At 31.4% G+C, this 19,811-nt stretch carries 8 protein-coding genes; all 8 read left to right on the top strand.

Annotated elements, in window-relative coordinates:
- The first annotated feature begins 59 nt into the window (after window positions 1–59).
- The 8 genes from H527_RS0114765 (at window position 60) to H527_RS0114730 (ending at window position 19,810) form a co-directional block, all read left to right on the top strand.
- On the top strand, window positions 60–476 hold the full coding sequence (locus tag H527_RS0114765) for a hypothetical protein (protein WP_027413421.1): 417 nt from the start codon (window positions 60–62) through the stop codon (window positions 474–476).
- Window positions 477–1,202: 726 nt separating this feature from the next.
- Window positions 1,203–1,661 carry a COG2426 family protein gene (locus tag H527_RS0114760; RefSeq protein WP_027413420.1) on the top strand — a complete coding sequence of 153 codons (459 nt, stop codon included), beginning with the start codon at window positions 1,203–1,205 and terminating at the stop codon, window positions 1,659–1,661.
- Window positions 1,662–1,743: 82 nt separating this feature from the next.
- Complete coding sequence (locus H527_RS0114755) at window positions 1,744–2,253, top strand: hypothetical protein (protein ID WP_027413419.1); 510 nt, start codon at window positions 1,744–1,746, stop codon at window positions 2,251–2,253.
- A 616-nt stretch (window positions 2,254–2,869) separates the two neighbouring features.
- A complete protein-coding gene (locus H527_RS0114750) occupies window positions 2,870–3,376 on the top strand; it encodes an OmpH family outer membrane protein (protein WP_081414617.1) in 507 nt (168 codons plus the stop codon).
- 21 nt (window positions 3,377–3,397) lie between these two features.
- Complete coding sequence (locus tag H527_RS0114745) at window positions 3,398–3,994, top strand: hypothetical protein (protein WP_027413417.1); 597 nt, start codon at window positions 3,398–3,400, stop codon at window positions 3,992–3,994.
- A gap of 22 nt (window positions 3,995–4,016) precedes the next feature.
- Window positions 4,017–10,214: a thrombospondin type 3 repeat-containing protein gene (locus H527_RS0114740; protein ID WP_027413416.1), complete on the top strand. Its 6,198-nt coding sequence runs from the start codon at window positions 4,017–4,019 to the stop codon at window positions 10,212–10,214.
- 54 nt (window positions 10,215–10,268) lie between these two features.
- Complete coding sequence (locus tag H527_RS22245; protein ID WP_035088285.1) at window positions 10,269–19,091, top strand: leucine-rich repeat domain-containing protein; 8,823 nt, start codon at window positions 10,269–10,271, stop codon at window positions 19,089–19,091.
- Window positions 19,091–19,810 carry a LolA3 family protein gene (locus H527_RS0114730; protein ID WP_027413415.1) on the top strand — a complete coding sequence of 240 codons (720 nt, stop codon included), beginning with the start codon at window positions 19,091–19,093 and terminating at the stop codon, window positions 19,808–19,810. Before H527_RS22245 ends, H527_RS0114730 begins: the two co-directional genes overlap by 1 nt.
- The last annotated feature ends 1 nt before the right edge of the window (window position 19,811 follow it).

Below are 19,811 nucleotides of genomic sequence, written 5' to 3'. Positions count from 1 at the left end.
TACCACCAATAAAGAATAAGAATTTATCTAAATAGTTAACATTAAAAAAAAAACAGATCATGAAAAAAGTAATTTTAAACCTTTCTTTAGTTATAGCGATATTATTTGCGTCTTGTAAGAACGAAACTAAAGAAACATCAACATCTTCAGAAAACACAGAGAATACAGAGAAAACCGAAGAAAAAGAAGAGAATAGTTCTGAAGGATCTACTAAGGTAGGTGTTCCGAGTTTTAGCGATAAAAATGTTCAAGAATACGTAAATGCTTACGAAGCATATATCGAAGATTATAAAAAAGCAGTAGAAAGTAAGGATATGACAGCTTTTGCCTCTCTTGGTCAAAAAGGTCAAGAATTAGGAACAAAAGCACAGGAAGTAATGGGGAACCTTTCTGGAGAAGACGTTACAAAACTAAGTGAATACATGCAGAAAAAATCAGAGCAATTACAAGAGTTGTCTCAGAAAATGATGCAATAAATTTACTTATTGGATTCTTTATAGTTAGTGAGTTGAGTTGGACTGACCTTGTTTTTTATAAGAATGAGGTCAGTCTTGTTTTTTAATAACTATAAGTTCTGTTCAATTCCATCCAAGATTTTTATTTTAGAACATATGGGATTCTTGGTTAATGATTGTAGGAAGTTTAATCCACATTGTCGAGTTTAATTCTCCGAGTCTTGCCTCGAAAACAAAATATATTTTCGGAAGCATATCTCGCGATCTTGCTCCAAGGTTATTGATTTTTTATAACGAGTAGTGAGTAAAAAACTATTTTCAAAAGATTATATATTCCTATAAAAAAAGGAGAACAACCACAAAAGAATATCTTACACATAAAGTGACTATACCCCATCAGTATATTTAACACGTATACAGGAAAAACAAATGAGTTTTCAATCAGACATGATTTAGCAATTTGTGTAGTATTTAAAAGAAGAATACAAGAAGAATACAAGAAGAAAAATTTTAAGAATGTATCTATTTGTAACTTTTAAAGTAGCTCTTAATGGAAGGTTATCAAGGTTGCTTATAGACCCTAAAATTGATTTATTACATTTAAATTGTATAGATGATATCTATGATCATTTTATAAAATAAATGATTTATCATTTTTACTTTAATTATTTGTATAATTTTATGATTTAAAAGTATGGTGTAAATTATTTAGAACTGTAACTTTGCAAATCTTAAGAAAGTAAGCTTGTGATTCAGGATATAATTATTGCAATTTTGTGGAGTATTTCTCCTTTTGGAGAAGCAAAAGTAGGAATTCCTTATGGAATGTTTAGAGGATTAAATATTTACTTAGTATTTGTGGTATGTTTTGTATCCAATGTATTGGTTTTTCCTTTAATGATGTTTTTTCTAGAAAAGGTAAATAATTATTTTCTTAAATGGAAAGTATATAAAAAATCTGCAATTTATATAGCTAGAAAAGCAAAGGTAGGATCAGGAGATAAAATTCAGAAATACGGATTTTGGGGACTAATATTTTTTGTTATGATTCCTTTACCTGGTACTGGAGTGTATGCAGGCAGTATTGCAACATATTTATTTAAAATTAGAAAAAGAGAAGCCTTTGTAGCTAATACTATAGGTATATTTTTCTCGTCAGTGATTGTTTGGGTAACTACTCTTCTTACGATGAAAGGAATAGGGTAGATCTTTTAACCTTTTTTAATAACTGATAAAAATCATAAATTAAAATCACAAAAAAAATTAACATTGGTGCTTAATTGCATTTATGGAAATTTCAAAAGATATTGTTTTACGTCCTAGGTTTTTTAAAGAACTGGATATATCTTCGGAAAAAGCATTACAAGCTTTTGAGAAAATAGGAAAGAGCAATCCAAATTTTGTAGTAAACCGAATAGATCATCATGTTTTTATACGTATACCAAAAAGCAAACAGCATTTTTGGTCTCCACAACTTCATTTAGAAATTTATGAAATTGCAGAAAAAAAACATTTGCTTAAAGGTCTTTTTGGTCCAAGTCCAACTGTTTGGACATTATTTATGTTTTTACATTTTATAGTTGCTATGTTGTTTATTGGGTCTTTGATATGGATGTATGTTAATATACGTTTAGAAAAACCGCATCTATTTTCTATAATCGCAATGGTATTTCTATTTATTATATGGTTTGTTCTCTATTTTGCAGGAAGTTTAGGAAAACAAGCAGGAAAAAAGGAAATGCAAGATTTATATAATTTTATGGAGAGAACTCTACATTTTGTAGAATTAGGCAGATAATGGTTTCTACAAATTCTGTTTGTGTTTTATAGTAAATACCTACAATACTTTATGATGATGTTACAGAAAAAATACTTCATCTTAAGTATCAACTGTATAAAATACTTTTCTTTTATAATAAACACTTCTTTTATATCGATTTTAAACACTCAGAATATTTTTTTCATTTTTTTACAAAGTGTCGGAAAACGAAACTACAATGTGTTAATATTGCACTAGAATTTAATGGTGATATATTATTAATAGCAAATCAAGTTCTAAAGTTTTGATTTTTTTTTTCATTTTTTTACAAAGTGTCGGAAAACGAAACTACAATGTATTAATATTGCACTAGAATTTGAAATATTAATAAATGTAGTTTGATTGTGTGTATTTATAAAATACTTTTTCGTTTCATACTACTTATAATATAGTTATAAATAACCACTTAGTTTAATATACGAATTTATCTAGGCTTTAAAATTAAGGCTTTGTAATCATTAGGTTATAAGTAGATTATGTTTTTATAGAGTGTTTTTTTACGTCTTAAAGATATTGCTTAATGACTAATTATAGGATTGATTTTCCGTTTTTGTAAAAATGCTAAACCATAAGTTTATATAAATATAAAAGAGTTATGAAAAATAATTATATCACATACCTTGTCATATGTAATATTGTTTTATTAACAATCGTATGTATAGTATTGTATCTTTTTAATGCCTCATCAAAAGGTGTTGTATATGTAGATAATATAGAACTTTTCAATGGATTTAATATGTCTAATGACTTAGGGAAAGTGAATGCTAAAAAAATTAATTTCCAAAAGAAGAAGTTAGATAGTTTATATACGATCTACTCTATTTTTAGACAACAAGAAAATTTAGAAAAAATGAAGGAGTTAGAAAATTATTTAAGAGAAGAAGATCAAGAGTTGAAAAAAATGAATGATGTTTTGTCTAAAGATATGCATGAAAAAATATGGGGTAGATTAAATCAATATATAAAAGAGTATGGGGAAATAAATAAATGTAAAATTATATTAGGCACACAAGGTAATGGCAATATTTTTTATGGTAAAGAAGGGGTGGATATTACAACAAAAATATTAGAGTATGTAAATACCAAATATGAAGGGAATTAAAAATAACGATATTAAAATATAATGAAAAAAATAATAAGGATTTTTATTTATACAGTATCTATTTTATTAAACATTCTTTCTTGTTCGACAGATAAGAAAAAAGAAGAAACTAAGATAGAATATAAGTTATTTAATCTAGAAAAATCAGGTTGGAAATCGAAATCAATTTCTCATTTTTTATCAAGTATAGAATACAAAGCCACTTTAGTTCCTTTGCAGTATTATATCTTAAAAAACGAAGGAGTAAATAACTTTGAAAAAGTTGATTCCATATATGAATCCCTTAAAAATGAACGTGTAATAGAAGTAGAATTTCAACAAGAAAAAGAAGAGGATTTATTAAAATCAGAATATACAAACTTAGATTACGAGTCCGCAGTAAAATATATGTCTTTTTCTATTGAAAAAGATTTTAAAGTTGTTACCCAGTCAGGAGATACTATCTCATGTTCAGGAGTAACGTTTGAAAGAAATTTTAAAGTAGCTCCTTTTAAAAGATTATTACTTCATTTTGGTAACATTTCTCCAACTGAGAACATAAAGCTTATATATGAAGATAATTTGTTCGGCAACGGAATCATAAAATTCAAATTTACAGAAACACCCATTAAGTTATAAATTATAACATAGCACAAGTGATATGATTAATACCATACGAAAAAGTAGAGTAACAAAAGTAATAGCAAGTTATTTGGCAATACAAATGATTGTACAAATGACACAGCCTATACAATTATGGGCTTTAACTAGTGGACCATCACAACCAGAATTCAATTCCTTTACACCTATTGGTACTTCGGATATGGTTAATCTGTCCTCTGGTAATTTTAATTACAATATTCCTGTTATGGATGTAGGTGGATATCCTTTAAATCTAGCCTATGATTCAGGTGTAACCATGGATCAGGAGTCCTCTTGGGTTGGTTTAGGTTGGAATCTTAATGTAGGGCAAATCAATCGACAAGTGCGGGGGATTCCAGATGATTTTAAGGGAGATGAAATGACGTATGAAAGCAATATGCGACCCAATGTTACGGTTGGTGTAACGGCCAATGTAGATTATCAGATATTTGGATTCGAAGAAGTGGATGGAGTAAATAAGGTAGATAAAGGAGGAGTTGGAATTACTGTTTCGGCAGGAGTAAATTTAAAATATAATAACTATACAGGTCTATCTTTTACTCCATCATATGGCATTGCGTTTGATTTAGCAAATGTAGTAACCGTTGGTATGGATGTGGAAACTTCTGCCATAGATGGAGTAACTGTTTCTCCAACTATTGGAGCGGGAGCTACACTCGGAAAAACAAAAAATTTAGCGATAACCGGAGGTCTTAATGCAGGGGTTTCTTATAATTCTAATCAAGGACTGTCTTCTTTTAATATATCGAGTTCTTTAGGACTAACTGGTGTAAGAGATAGAGAAAATGAAGGACATAAAGAGGTAGAAAGTACTAGAAATGGTACCGCAAACTTTAAACAAGGCTCAGGATCCGTTTCTTTTAATAATATTACTCTTACTCCTCGTAAAAGGACTGCTTTTGTGAATAATAATGGTACGGTAGCAGTATCTCTGGGTGGAGATATTTGGGGATTAGACATAGAAGGAGAAATATCAGCAATGGGATCGGTACAGAAGGTAAAAGACTCTATAAAAAATGAAAAAGCTTATGGATATGAATTTACAGGATATGCAACGCCTGAAGATATAAAAGATTACAACAGAGAGCAAGATCGGGATATTAGTAAGACTACCTTAGCACTACCAGTATCTAATTATACGTATGATTTATATACCGTACAAGGACAAGGTTCTGGAGGTATGTTTAGACCATTTCGTAGCCAAATAGGGCAAATTAATGATGATTTGGTAGAAGATGAAAGCTCTAGTCTAAGTCTGGGGGTAGAAATAGAGCCAGGATCAGGATATCATTTTGGAGCCAATTTTACTAGTGCCCCATCGGTAAGCAGAACAGGAATTTGGGATACAAAAGCTTTACAACATTTTAAACAAGAAAAAGAAAATGTTAAAGAGGCTGGAGAATCTTTAGACTATGAACCAGTATATTTTAAATATATAGGAGAACCAAGAGTAGATAAAGATCAAAAATTATTTGAGGACTTGGGAGGATATTCTCCAATAGCTTTAAAAATAAGAGGAAGTAAAAAGAGTTTTAATAAATATGCAGATAATAGGTTTAGAATAAAAAAATATAATGCTAAAGGTACTCCTATATATGAAGATTTAGGAACCACAAACTTTACTTCAAAGTTTAAAAGAACAAGAGATGTTCGTAATCAGAATGTGCAAAAAATAAGTGCAGAAGAACTTTCTAAATTCTATAATGCTGGAGATTACCTGAAATCTATAACCAATAAAAACTCAAAACCACATCATACAGCCGAAGTTCGAGTGTTAAATAGCGATGGTTCTACCTATGTTTTTGGAGAAACTGCCTACAATACCTTAAAAAAGGAAGTAACATTTACTACAAATAGTACTAATGTTAATTGTGCAGAAGGTTGGGTACAATATTTAGGAGGTGAAAACTCAAGCGGAAATAGAAGTGGCATAGATAATTTTTATGATGCAGTTACTACGCCTGCATATGCCCATACTTATTTATTATCTTCGGTTTTATCTTCAGATTATGAGGATTTAGAAGGCGATGGACCTACAGACGATGATTTAGGTGCTTACACCAAGTTTATATATGCTAATAAAGAGGATACCTATAAATGGAGAATACCTTATGAAGCAAATAAAGCATCATATAATGCTGGTTTAAATACAGATAAAGCAGATCAGAAAGGGAGTTATATTTATGGGGAAAAAGAGATTAAATATATAGATAAGATCGTAACCAAAACTCATGTAGCAATATTTGATCTTTCTCCGCGTAAAGATGGGCGAGGTGTAAACGGAGAAAATGGTGGAGCTCCATCTTCGGGACAACAAATGTTTAAAATAGATAAGATAAGATTGTATTCTAAGCCAGAAGCGATCCAAGCCAATCTTTTAGATGATAATACAGGTAATGATTTACCTATAACAGCTATAAAAACAGCAAATTTTATTTACGACTATTCCCAATGTAAAAATATAAAGAATAACCATGGGGGAGCTGCAAGTGAAAATGAATTGAGTAATGAAGGAGGTAAGCTAACCTTAAAAAAAGTGTATTTCACCTATCGAGATTCCAAAATGGGAAAATATACTCCGTATACATTTAATTATAATGAATTTAATCCAGATTATAATCTAAAATCCTATGATGTTTGGGGAGGATATAAACCTAATGCAGGTGGTGGGTGTAATACCCAAGATCCTATCACTGTACCAGAGTTTCCTTTTGTACAACAAGAGGATAGACAATTGCAAAATAAGCATGCCGCTGCATGGTCTTTAGCTTCTATAGGTTTGCCATCTGGAGGTAAAATAGATTTAACTTATGAAAGTGATGATTACCAATATGTTCAGGATAGAGACCCTTTACAGATGTTTAAAGTCGTAGGAGCAGGAGAAAAAGATGGTTCTGTTTCTTTTGATCCAACAACAAACACAAAATTGTATAAATTTTCAGGAAATAAAGATGTAAAATATCTATATGTAAAATTACCAGCAGAGACCGATAAAAATTTTGATTTTAGATCAAAATATTTAAAAGGAATAGAAAATAAACCTATTTATTTTAGGTTTTTAATGAATATGACCAAAGCAGGTGCATTATCTACTTCTAGTAATGATTATGATTATGTAACTGGATATTTTGAAATAGATGGAACTACAAACATTTTTAAAGCTCCCAATGGTTTCATTTATGCAGCTATTCCTATGAAAACAACAGACATGGAGGGCGGTATAACTGGTACTAAACAAGTAAATCCAATCACTAAGGCAGGATGGTATTTTGGGAGAAGATATTTAAACGGACTGGTATACGGGTTAAATGCAGATTATAGAACAGAAAATATACAATCTATAGCAAAAAAAGTAATAAGTAGTTTTCAGGCAAATAAAGATATTCTTACTGGACCAAATGGAAAATTAAGGAGTAATCAATTTTTGTGTGCGCAACGTTTTGATCCTAAAAAATCATGGATTCGTTTATCGACCCCCAGAAATTATAAATTAGGAGGAGGGGCCAGAATCAAAAAACTGGTAATGAAAGATCAATGGAATAAAATGGTGGATACTGCAATTCCTGATGATAACGAAAGATATAATAAGCGATATGGACAGACGTATGACTATACTTTAGAAGATGGAAGTTCTAGTGGCGTAGCTACCTATGAACCTAACCAAAGTAAAGAAAATCCATTTGTAGAGCCATTCTATAATCATTCAGATCGATTGGTAGCACCTAGAGAAGTAAATTATGTAGAAAAACCATTTGGAGATTCTTTCTTTCCTTCTGCAACAGTTACTTATAGTAGAGTTACCGTTAGTAACCTAGAACGAGAAAACATAACACAGCATGCTACAGGAAAAGTAGTAAATGAATTTTTTACTTCCAAAGATTACCCAACCAAAGTAGATTATACGGATATCGATAGCCCAGAGAACTATGCCACAGATCAAAACCAATTTTTGCAAAAAATGTTACAAGGCATTTTTGGCGGAGAAGTAAAGTCCCGAAATGAATATGCATTGTCACAAGGTTTTATGGTACATACTAACGATATGAATGGTAAAATGCGCTTTCAAAAAGTATATGCCGAAAATCAAGACAAACCTATATCCTCAGTAGAGTATAAGTACAGTACTAACGAAAAAGATATTACACAATTAGATAATACATTACCAGTAATAACAAAAGAAGGTAAGGTTTTGTATGAAAATCAGATAGGCGTGGATTATGACATAGTTACTGATTTTAGGGAGAGTTATTCTAAATCCAAAACAGAAGGAGTAAAAGCGAATGTTGTAGTCTTGATAATTGGAATTATACCAGTACCTATACCAACGATAGTTCCTTCGCGAACACAGCTTGAAAATGTAGCTTATTCCACCATAACAACCAAAGTGATTCATACCACAGCAGTTTTGAAAGAAAAAGTAGCTACCGATCTAGGTGCTAAAGTATCTACAATAAATGAAGCTTGGGATGCAGAAACAGGACAAGTATTATTAACCAGAACTATTAATGAGTTTGATGATGAATACTACAATTTTAATTTCCCTGCATATTGGGGCTATGATAACATGGGGCAAGCATCTCGTAATATTGGTATTACAGGAACATTAAAAAGGTCCGGGAATTTTTTCACTATAGCAGATGCAAAAAAATATTTCACATTAGGAGATGAGATAATAGCTACCTATGGCAGAGCAAAATCAAGCAAACGATTATGGATTGTAGGATTTAATCCTGCAGAGGATGGAGTGATGTTGATGACTTCTGGAGGGGGTATTATTAATGTATCCGATGGAATTCCAATTACCGAAGATATAGAATTTAAAATCGTACGATCTGGATATCGAAATCAACAAATGGCAAATATGGCATCTATTACCATGATGAAAAACCCTATTCTGGATGCAAGTGGTAATAAGCTAAATTCTATTAATACCGATACTTTTAAAGTACAAAATACGACTACTACAGCAAACAATGTAAGGGTTGTTAATGCCAGTGCAGTAGAGTATAAAGAGTTTTGGAATTGCCAGTGCGAGAGTAAACTTCCTTATGCGTATGAATCTTTGGATGGATCCAAGCTAGAAGATATTTCTCAGGCAGATTATCCGTTGGAAGAACCGTTTAATCCTTATAAATACAACGTTAAAGGAGAGTGGAGAGCAAAAAAATCGTATGCTTATTTAACAGAGCGTACCGATGTTAAAGAAGGAACAGTACCTAAAATAAATACAAGAAGAGAAGGCTACTTTAAAGAGTTTACTCCGTACTATGCTTTACTAAATCAGGCTTGGGGGAAAGCAACAGATGCAAATCAAAAATGGACGTTTGCAAGTGAAGTTACGCAATATAGTCCTTTTGGTGTAGAATTAGAAAATAGAGATGCTTTAGGTCGATATTCTACTGCACAATATGGATATAATTATACATTACCTACCGCAGTAAGTTCTAACAATAGATATCGGGATATGGGTATGGATAGTTTTGAGGATTATAATTTTAAAGCATCTGATAGTGCACATTTTAATTTTAAAAGTTCTGCCGACAAAGATGGATTTGAAGGAATACAAATAACAGAAGCAGTCTCTCACACTGGCAGGAATAGTTTGTTAATACCTGCCAATAACCAAGCTATTTTAGAACGAAATTTAATTGGGGTATTGCCAAAAGATACAGATTATGATAACGATGGAGTAGATGACCCTGAGGATAATTGTCCTTATGTAAAGAATCGTAGTCAAGATGATTATGATGAGGATGAAATTGGAGATGCATGTGATGATGATGTAGTTCCTCAGATTATAAACAAAGAAATAGGTGCTCAAATCAGAGGTTGGACAAAAAAATCAAAATTTGAAATATCAGGAAGACCTAATGATACCATAGAGTATTCAGTTAATATATTAAGAAGAGGTCGAAATGGCTTGAATATATGGGTAAATGATGAACAAATATCCACATCTCAAGATCGATATTTTGGAGTTTTATATTTAAATATAGTTGGTAAAACATCTGTGAGTTTCGATGTTCAGGCAATTAAAGATAAAAAAAAGGGAAGGGTTCTTGCTGAGTTTGTTTTGTTACATAAAAAAACAAGGTTACCATTAAGAAAAACAGAAACCCGCTTATGTCCTAAGGCATATAAAAAAGTTGGAAGTGGAAGTGGAGACACAGGAGAACCAAGTTGGGATTGTGACTAATAAAATTTAAAGTAGACTTAATCTTCTTATTAAAAAAAACACTAAAAATTATACATGAAAAATCTAACCAAAATATCATCAAGAGTAATAAAGTACTTTATGTTGGTTTTGCTAACTGTATATAGCGGTTTAACTAGTATTGCTCAAGTTTCTCCTTCAGAAAGACAGGCATTGATTAACTTGTATACTACTACAGTGGGGACAAATTGGACCAATACACAAGCAAATAATCAACCATGGTTAATTAATGATTCAAATTCTTTAGTACAAGATTGGCATGGAGTGACTGTTGTTGCAAATAAAGTAACTGGATTAACGCTAGATAATAATAACTTAGTAGGAACTATTCCTAACTCCATATCTAATTTAGTAAATCTAAAGACATTATCTTTAAGCAAGAATACGCTTTCGGGTAGCATCCCTGAAGCTATTGGTGGATTGGTAAATTTAAAGACCTTATCTCTGGAACGTAATAAATTAACAGGATCAATACCAGTAACAATATCCAACCTGTCTAATCTAGCAAACCTTTCTTTATATTTAAATAAATTAAATGGAACCATTCCTTCAGAATTAGGAAGTCTTACAGAATTAAAAGTCATTCATATTGGATTTAATAATCTTCAAGGTTCTATTCCTGTTAGTTTAGGGAATTTATCAAAGCTTACTTTTTTACATCTTAGTGGTAATAAATTAGAAGGAGTTATTCCAAATCAATTAGGTAATCTGGTAAGTTTAGTAACCTTGGGAGTATCCAATAATAATTTATCTGGAAATATCCCAAAAGAGATATCTAATCTAACCAAACTAGCAAGTTTTAGTTTTGAAAATAATGGTTTTGTGTTTAATGATTTTGAATCAGAACATACATACCATAAAACAAAATTTAGAACATACGGATATTTCCCACAAAGAAAAACAGATATAGAAGAAACACTTTCCTTAGAAAAAGGGCAATCCATCACATTAACAAGTAGTGATCTAACAAGCATAAATAATACATACCAATGGTATAAAAATAACATCCCTATTTCAGGAGCGACAAATAAAAATTTAGTAATTTCTAATGCTACAGATACAGATGCTGGAGTATATCATTTTATAGCCAATAATGCAGTAGTAATTGATTTAGCTTTAGAGCGTAGTTCCATTACTATATCTGTTGCTTCATCCCCAGTAGATGATATTGTAAAAGTTTCTGAGGCAGAACGCCAAGCATTGATTGATTTATATACAGCTACAGCAGGAGCAAGTTGGACGAATACACAAGCAAACAATCAACCATGGTTAATTAATGATCCAAATTCTTTAATAAAGGATTGGTATGGAGTAACTGTCATAGATAATAAAGTAACTGGTTTACAGTTGGATAATAATAATTTAGTAGGAACTATTCCTAATTCTATATCCAACTTATTAAATTTAGAATCATTATCCTTGATTAGAAACACGCTTTCTGGCAATATTCCTGATACTATTGGTGGATTAATAAATTTAAAAACACTATCCCTTGAACGTAATACATTAACAGGATCAATACCAGCAACGATATCCAACTTATCTAAGCTTACTAATCTCTCCTTATTCCTAAATAAATTAAATGGGGTTATACCTTCAGGATTAGGAAATCTTACCGAATTAAAAAGTATACATATTGGGCACAATAAACTTCAAGGCTCTATTCCTTCTAGCTTTGGAAATTTATCTAAGCTTACTAATTTATATGTAAGTGATAATAACTTGGAAGGGGAGATACCTAAAGAATTTGGTAATTTGATTAGTATAGTTTCTTTATCAATTTCCCATAATAATTTTTCAGGTAAAATACCAAGTCGGATTTCTAACCTTACAAAACTTATCAATTTTAGATTCGAAGGAAATAGTTTTGTGTTTAATAATTTTGAAACAGAGCACCTTGCGAGTAAGGCAAAATTTACAAATTATGTGTATTCTCCACAAGGTAAAGTAGATATTGTAGAAACACTATCTGCACCTTTAGGACAATCTATAAACTTATCGAGTACCGTGCTAACCAGTACCAATAATAGCTATCAATGGTATAAAAATAATGTAGCGATTACAGGAGCTACTAGTAAAGATTTGGTAATTTCTAATACTACAGAAACAGATGCAGGAATATATCATTTTACTGCAACTAATAGTGTGGTTAAAGATTTAATATTAATCCGTAATCCAATTACTTTATCCATAAGTGCTGCTGATGCGTGTGGAGTATCCGCAGTAGAAAAACAAGCACTAATTGATTTATACAATAGTACAAATGGTGCTAATTGGAGTAATAATACAAATTGGTTATCTGCTACGATACCAGTTTGTGATTGGTATGGAGTAACTGTAGTAGATGGTAAAGTTACTGCCGTTGAATTAGTAAGTAATAATTTGGTTGGAGATATTCCATTAGGAATAAAAGGATTAACAAATTTGGTAAAACTGAACTTAGAAACAAACCAGCTTACAGGGACTATTCCTATAGAATTAGGACAGTTAACGAATCTGCAGTTTCTTTCTTTAAATCAAAATGACCTGTATGGAGGTATTCCTACAGAATTAGAATTGTTAAACAAATTAACATCATTGTATTTAGGGCATAATAAATTAACAGGATCTATTCCTGTCTCTTTAACCAAACTTAGTAATCTTAGATATTTACACCTTCAGGGAAATAAACTATCTGGAGTTATTCCTGTAGCGCTGGGGACTTTATCTAACCTTACAGATTTAAACCTTTATAGCAATGCTCTTACGGGAAATATTCCCGCAGAATTAGGACAATTATTAAATTTGAAATCACTTCATTTAGATAATAATCAGCTTACAGGAAGTATTCCTGTTACTTTTGGAGAGTTAATTAATCTGGTAGATTTAAATCTATATAATAATAATCTTTCAGGTAGTATTCCTGCAGTGCTGGGGAACCTATCAAATTTACAGTCTTTATATATTTATAATAATCAACTCTCAGGAACCATTCCGGTTACATTTGGACAGTTATCTAATTTGAAAACATTAGATGTACATAGTAATGAACTTACAGGAGAACTTCCTAATACACTAAGTAAGTTATTAAATTTGGAATCTTTATGGGTGCATGATAATCAATTTTCAGGAAAAATACCTTCTACTTTAGTTACATTACCTAAACTTCAACTATTGTATCTTAACGATAACCAATTTGTGTTTTCTAATCTTGAATCTGAATTCAACGCATATATATCAAGATTTGGATCTGGATTAAAATATTTCCCTCAAGGTAAAGTTGATCTAGAAGAGGAGCAACCTGTTGTGATTGGAGACGAAATTACACTAAGAACAAGGGTACTAACAAGTAGTAATAATAGCTATAAATGGTTTAAAAATAATGTAGAGATATCAGGAGCCACTAATAGCACATTAAAAATAACAGCAGCAAAAGAGAGTGATGCAGGAGTATACCATTTTGAAGCAATTAACTCTACGGTATATGATTTGAATTTAGTACGTAACCCGATTACTTTAAAAGTTACATCTGATGTATGTTCAGTATCTGCTAGAGAAAAACAAGCACTTATAGATTTTTATACACAAACTGGGGGAGAAAGTTGGACAATAAAAACGAATTGGCTTACAGATATACCAGTATGTAATTGGTATGGAGTGACAGTGGTTAATGGTAAAGTAACAGGTTTAAAACTAAGTAATAACAACCTTTCAGGAACTATTCCATTTTCTTTATTTCAGTTATTCAATTTAAAAGATATAGATCTTTCCAATAATCAATTGATAGGTGAGATTCCTAATGATTTTAAAAAATTAATAGAAATAGAGGAGGTGTTATTGTATAATAACCAATTACATGGAGGTATTTCAAAGGTATTTGGGCAGTTAATTAAGTTAAAAAGAATTCTTTTAAACAATAATCAATTAATTGGTAATATCCCTGTAGAGCTTACTCAAATAAGTGGTTTAACAGAACTAAGATTAAATGATAATCAGCTATCAGGAGATATTCCCTTAGGGTTTGATCAACTTGCTGGGTTAACAAACTTTAGTCTTTTTAATAATCAGTTTGTGTTTTCTCAAATAGAAGCCTCTTTTATTGCTTTACAAACAAAATTAGGAACAGGTTTTGTATATCAGCCACAGGAAAAGGTAGATCAAAATGAAATAATATCAGTTGCGATAGGAGAACCTGTTACTTTAACCAGTATAGATTTAACTAGTGGAAACAATATTTATAAATGGTATAAAGACAATGTAGAAATTACAGGAGCAACAGATAAGAATTTTGTAATAGCTGCTGCAAGTGATTCTGATGCAGGTACTTATTATTTTACATCTACAAATAAGGTGACTACTGGGTTAACACTGACTCGTAATCCGATTAAATTAGAAGTAGGAACTGTTTCTTGTGAAGTACCTGTAGCAGAACGCCAAGCTCTAATCGATATATATAATAATACTAATGGGGATAATTGGGCCAATACGTTGGGAAATAACAAACCTTGGAATATTAATGATCCTAACTCTAAAGTGTGTGACTGGTATGGAGTAAAAGTAACTAATGGAAAAGTAACCTCATTAAAGTTAGTAAATAATAATTTAGCAGGTAATATTCCTTCTTCGCTATTTCAATTGATAAATTTACAAGAGATTCAGCTTTCAAATAATCAACTTGATGGTATTATCTCTTTAAAATTATTGAATTTAAAAGAGCTACGGGTGTTGAATTTAGAAAACAATAAATTAGAAGGAGAAATTTTAGAAAATATTGGAGAATTATCGAATTTAGAACATCTATTACTATCAAATAATAATCTAACTGGCAATATACCAGAAACATTAAGGCAGATAGCAAAACTAGAAAATCTTCAATTAAATACAAACAAACTTACGGGTACTATTCCTAAAGAACTAGGAGAGCTAATTAATCTAAGATCATTAATATTGTCTAATAATCAATTATCGGGTACAGTTCCTGTAACGTTTAACCAATTAAAAAAATTAGAAGTATTAATGTTATCTAATAATCAATTATCAGGTAGTATTCCTACTGGATTTGATCAGTTTGTTGGACTTAAAAACTTTACCATTTTTGATAATAAATTTATATTCTCAGAAATAGAACCTACATTTACTATTTTAAAAGCTAAATTAGGAATAGGTTTTATTCATAATCCACAGGCTAAAGTTGATGAAATAGAGTCTAGAACTGTTGTTGCTGGTTTAAATGAGGTTTTAACATCTAAAGCACTCATCAGTATCAACAATAACTATCAATGGTATAAGAATGGTGTAGCTATTCCAGGCGCTACCAATAAAGAACTAATACTTAATGATGTTAGTAATAACGATATTGGAATATATCATTTTGTAGCGACCAATAGTGTTGTAACCGAATTAATAATAGAACGTAATCCGATAACAATATCTGTAGCTCCTTCTGACTCTTGCGGAGTGTCAGCAGCAGAAAAGCAAGGGCTCATAGATTTTTACACAATTACAAATGGAGCAGGCTGGACTAACAACACTAATTGGTTATCTACTACTGTTCCAGTTTGTGATTGGTATGGAGTTACGGTTGTAAACGGGAAAGTAACAGCTTTATCATTACCAAAAAATAATATAACAGGAAAAATTCCTACTTCTATATCTCAATTAGTTAATCTTACTACATTACGACTAAATGATAATAAACTATCAGGGGGTATCCCATCTACTTTAGGAAAAGTAGTAAGTCTAGAACATTTATATCTTTCCTGGAATCATTTAACAGGAGAAATTCCATCTTATTTAGGGAAATTAAAAGGATTAAGAACTCTGGAAGCTATGGGGAATCAACTTACAGGAAATATACCTGTAGAACTAGGTAGTCTTACGAGCCTGGAAAGACTCAGCTTGTACCGTAACCTATTAACAGGAAGAATTCCTGTTGAGTTAAGTAGCTTATTCAATTTAAAATATCTTAGTTTAAGTGATAATCAATTATCAGGAAGTATTCCTACATCATTAGGTAGTCTTACTAAATTAGAAGAGCTTAGCTTATTTAGAAACCAGCTTACAGAAGGTATTCCTGTTCAATTAGGACAATTAAGCAGTTTAAAACATCTCTATTTAAATCACAATCAACTTTCTGGAAGTATACCAGCGGAGTTTGGAGCATTAAGTAATCTTCAGTATTTATGGTTGAGCACAAATGAATTGACTAATAATATTCCTACAGAATTAGGAAACCTAAGAAAGCTTCAAGATTTTAAAGCAAATGATAATCAACTTTCAGGAAGTATACCTATAGTTTTAGGAAATGTATTAAGTCTTAAATATTTAGAATTAGCTAGAAACCAATTATCTGGACCAATCCCAGTTCAATTTGGACAATTGACAAATCTAGAGCAATTATACCTTAGTGATAACCAACTTTCGGGAAGAGTACCCACAGTATTAAGCCAGTTGACTAGTTTAAAACATCTGATGATTGATTCGAATAGGTTTGTTTTTTGGAATGTAGAACCAGAATTTAATACGTATAAGTCAAACCTTACTAGCTTTTTATATGCTCCTCAAGCAAAAGTGGATAATGTAGAAAATTATACTATTTATACAGGTAAATCTATAACTTTTACAAGTAATGCTCTTACGAGTATTAATAATAGTTATCAATGGTATAAAAATAATATCGCGATACCAGGAGCAACTAATAAAGATTTGATCATAACCAATGCAACTACTACTGACGCAGGAGTATATCATTTTACCGCTACAAATAGTATTGTTACAACATTAACTTTGGTGCGTAATTCTATCACCCTTTCTGTACTTGTACCTAATTGGGAATCGACCCAATCTTTTTGTAGCTCAGAGAAAATACCAACAGTAAGTGATTTGGTATCTCCGATACCTAATATACCAACGGTTACTTGGTATGAAACCCAAAGAGGAGGTATGGCTTTAGTTGGGAGTACAGAATTAGAATCAATAGTATATTGGGCAGAAGGAAATGATAATAACCCTAGAGTGGGAGTAAAAGTAAACATCAATGAAGGTGCTCCAGGAACTGATGAAGAAGATTATCAGGTGTTTTCAATAGTATCAAATGCTAAAATAAAAGACCTTAAAATCACAGGAACAAATATAACTTGGTATGGTGTGTCTACAGGAGGCATAGCTCTTGATATCAATAGTATATTAGAGGATGGGAAATCATATTACGCACAAAAAGGCGCAGCAAGTTGTAGGTTTGAAGTTGCTGTTGCAGTAAAAGTATTCGAACCAAACGGAGACACATGGCAAGCGTTTTGTAAATCTGATGATCCTACGATTAATGATCTTACAAAAAGATTTACAATTTTAGGTAGCGATACATTGATTTGGTATAGAAATGCATCTGGTTCTGAAGTGTATAACTCTACAGAAGGGCTTGTCAATAAAGGAGTATATTATGTTTCGCAAAGAGATGCACTTAATAATGAAAGCTCTAGAAAACGAGTTACAGTTACCGTCTACGATATTCCTGCACCTGTAGTTACAAGAAAAAATCAAACATTTTATACAAACGACCCTGTTCGTATTTCTGATTTAGTAGCTTTTGGAAATAATATCTTATGGTATGACAAAGCTTTTGGAGGGGTAGCATATAACCCAACAGAGCAACTAGTAGATGGAGCAACATATTATGCAGGACAAACCGATTATAATTGTACCGCAGGAGAGGCAGGATGTTGTATAAGTACCCTAAGAGAAGAGGTAACTGTGCGTATTCTGGAAAAACCACTTCCTTCCTTAGTAGGGTGCGAACTATTTCGTCCGCAACCTGGTGAAAAATATGTAATAAGTGCTTGGGTAAGAGAAGATGGATTACAGGCAATTAATCCCGTTACCAGAAATTTTAGTGAAGTTAGCAGTGTTTTTACGAAACTATTAAATCATTTGGTTAAGGACAAAATATTTGCACCAATGATAAAAGATAGGCATATACCAGAAGTGTATGTGCCAAAACCAGAAACACGAGAATTCGACATACTAATTCCATTTATTAAAAATGCGGTAGATAAAAATTTAACCATATATAATTTTAAATATGTGAAGGAAAAACAAGATGGAATTGGTCCTGAAAGGACTGTAGGATTCGAATTTTCATTGGTTCCTAGTACAAATGCATTTAAAATTAAATATATTACACCAAGAGTTAAAAGAAGAAGTACAACATACAATTACCACTATCCACTTTTAAAAAACCCTACACTTGTTTTAAATTTTAAGGAAACTTCTGTATGTGGAGCTAATTTTTGTATGACTTCTTATTTTAAGATTGATGGAGGACAATTATCGTATAGCAGGAATACTATTGTAAATACCAGTAGTAGAGCATCCGGAATATCTTCAAAAATCATAACCTACACCTATATCCCTGATCCTAATTATCAAGCAATGGAATATGCAAATTCGTTGTTATGGTTACGTTTTAGAGATGAAAGTGGCTTAGACATTGTTCCTCAAAATAGTACAGATATAGAATTTAAACCAAAAGGAGCAGTAATTGATGGCTGGCAAAGAATCTCAGCAGAATTTACTATCCCTATAGAGGCTACCAATATGCAAATTCGTTTAGAAAGCAGAATCAAGCCAGACGGACCACAAGACCTTAACGTATATTTTGATGATATCCGAATGCATCGTTTTGATGGCAACATGAAAACTTTTGTATACGATCCTGTTACCCAAAGATTAAAATCAGAATTAGACGAAAATAATTACGCAACTTTTTATGAGTATGATCAAGAAGGAGGATTAATACGTGTTAAAAAAGAAACAGAGAGAGGAGTCTTTACCATTCAGGAAACACGTTCAGGAAATTCTAAACTTAATAATGCACAAAAATAATGAAAAAGGAATATAAGTATATCATCTTTTTATGGTGTTGTATATACTATATAAATAGTAATGCACAAAACCAGCAAGTAAAAGATCTGTTTAATAAAATAACAAAGGTGTATAGTGCTAAAAAACAATATGAAATAGATGTAACCTATGCTATGTATCGGGGAGCAACAGGGAACAATATAACCGAATCTTATACAGGTAAAATGGTTAAGAATAATGATTTTTCTCAGTTTACAGTATTAGACTCAGAGATGCTTCAGTTTTCTAATACACAATTAAGTATAAATCATAAAATAAAAACGATAACATATATACCAGTAAAAGGGACTTCTGCGCAAGATATGTTGTTTAATATGAATACTTTTTTACAGTATTATGACAAAGCAACAATTACAGAAAAAAACGGAATAATAATTTGCGATATGGTGCCAACAAAGCATAACGATCAAAATCAATATGGCAAAGTAACCTTATACATTAATAAAGATAGTTATCTAATAGAAAAACAAGAATTATTTTTTTCAAATTTAATACCATTTGTAGAGGATAAAAACACTACAAAAATGGATATAGGTCGATTAGTAATTGTTTTAAAATACAACCAACTAGCGAGTAAAACAGCACCGACTCTTAATGAGTATATCCAGGTTTTATCCACAAAAAAGGTAACACTGGCAGAACAGTATAAAGGATACCATTTAATCAATCAAGCACACTAAA

Origin of the sequence: Aquimarina muelleri DSM 19832 (assembly GCF_000430665.1) — a bacterium.
GTDB classification, from domain to species: Bacteria; Bacteroidota; Bacteroidia; order Flavobacteriales; family Flavobacteriaceae; genus Aquimarina; species Aquimarina muelleri.
Note: the sequence above shows the minus strand (reverse complement) of the source record. Positions and strands in the feature narration are given on the sequence as shown.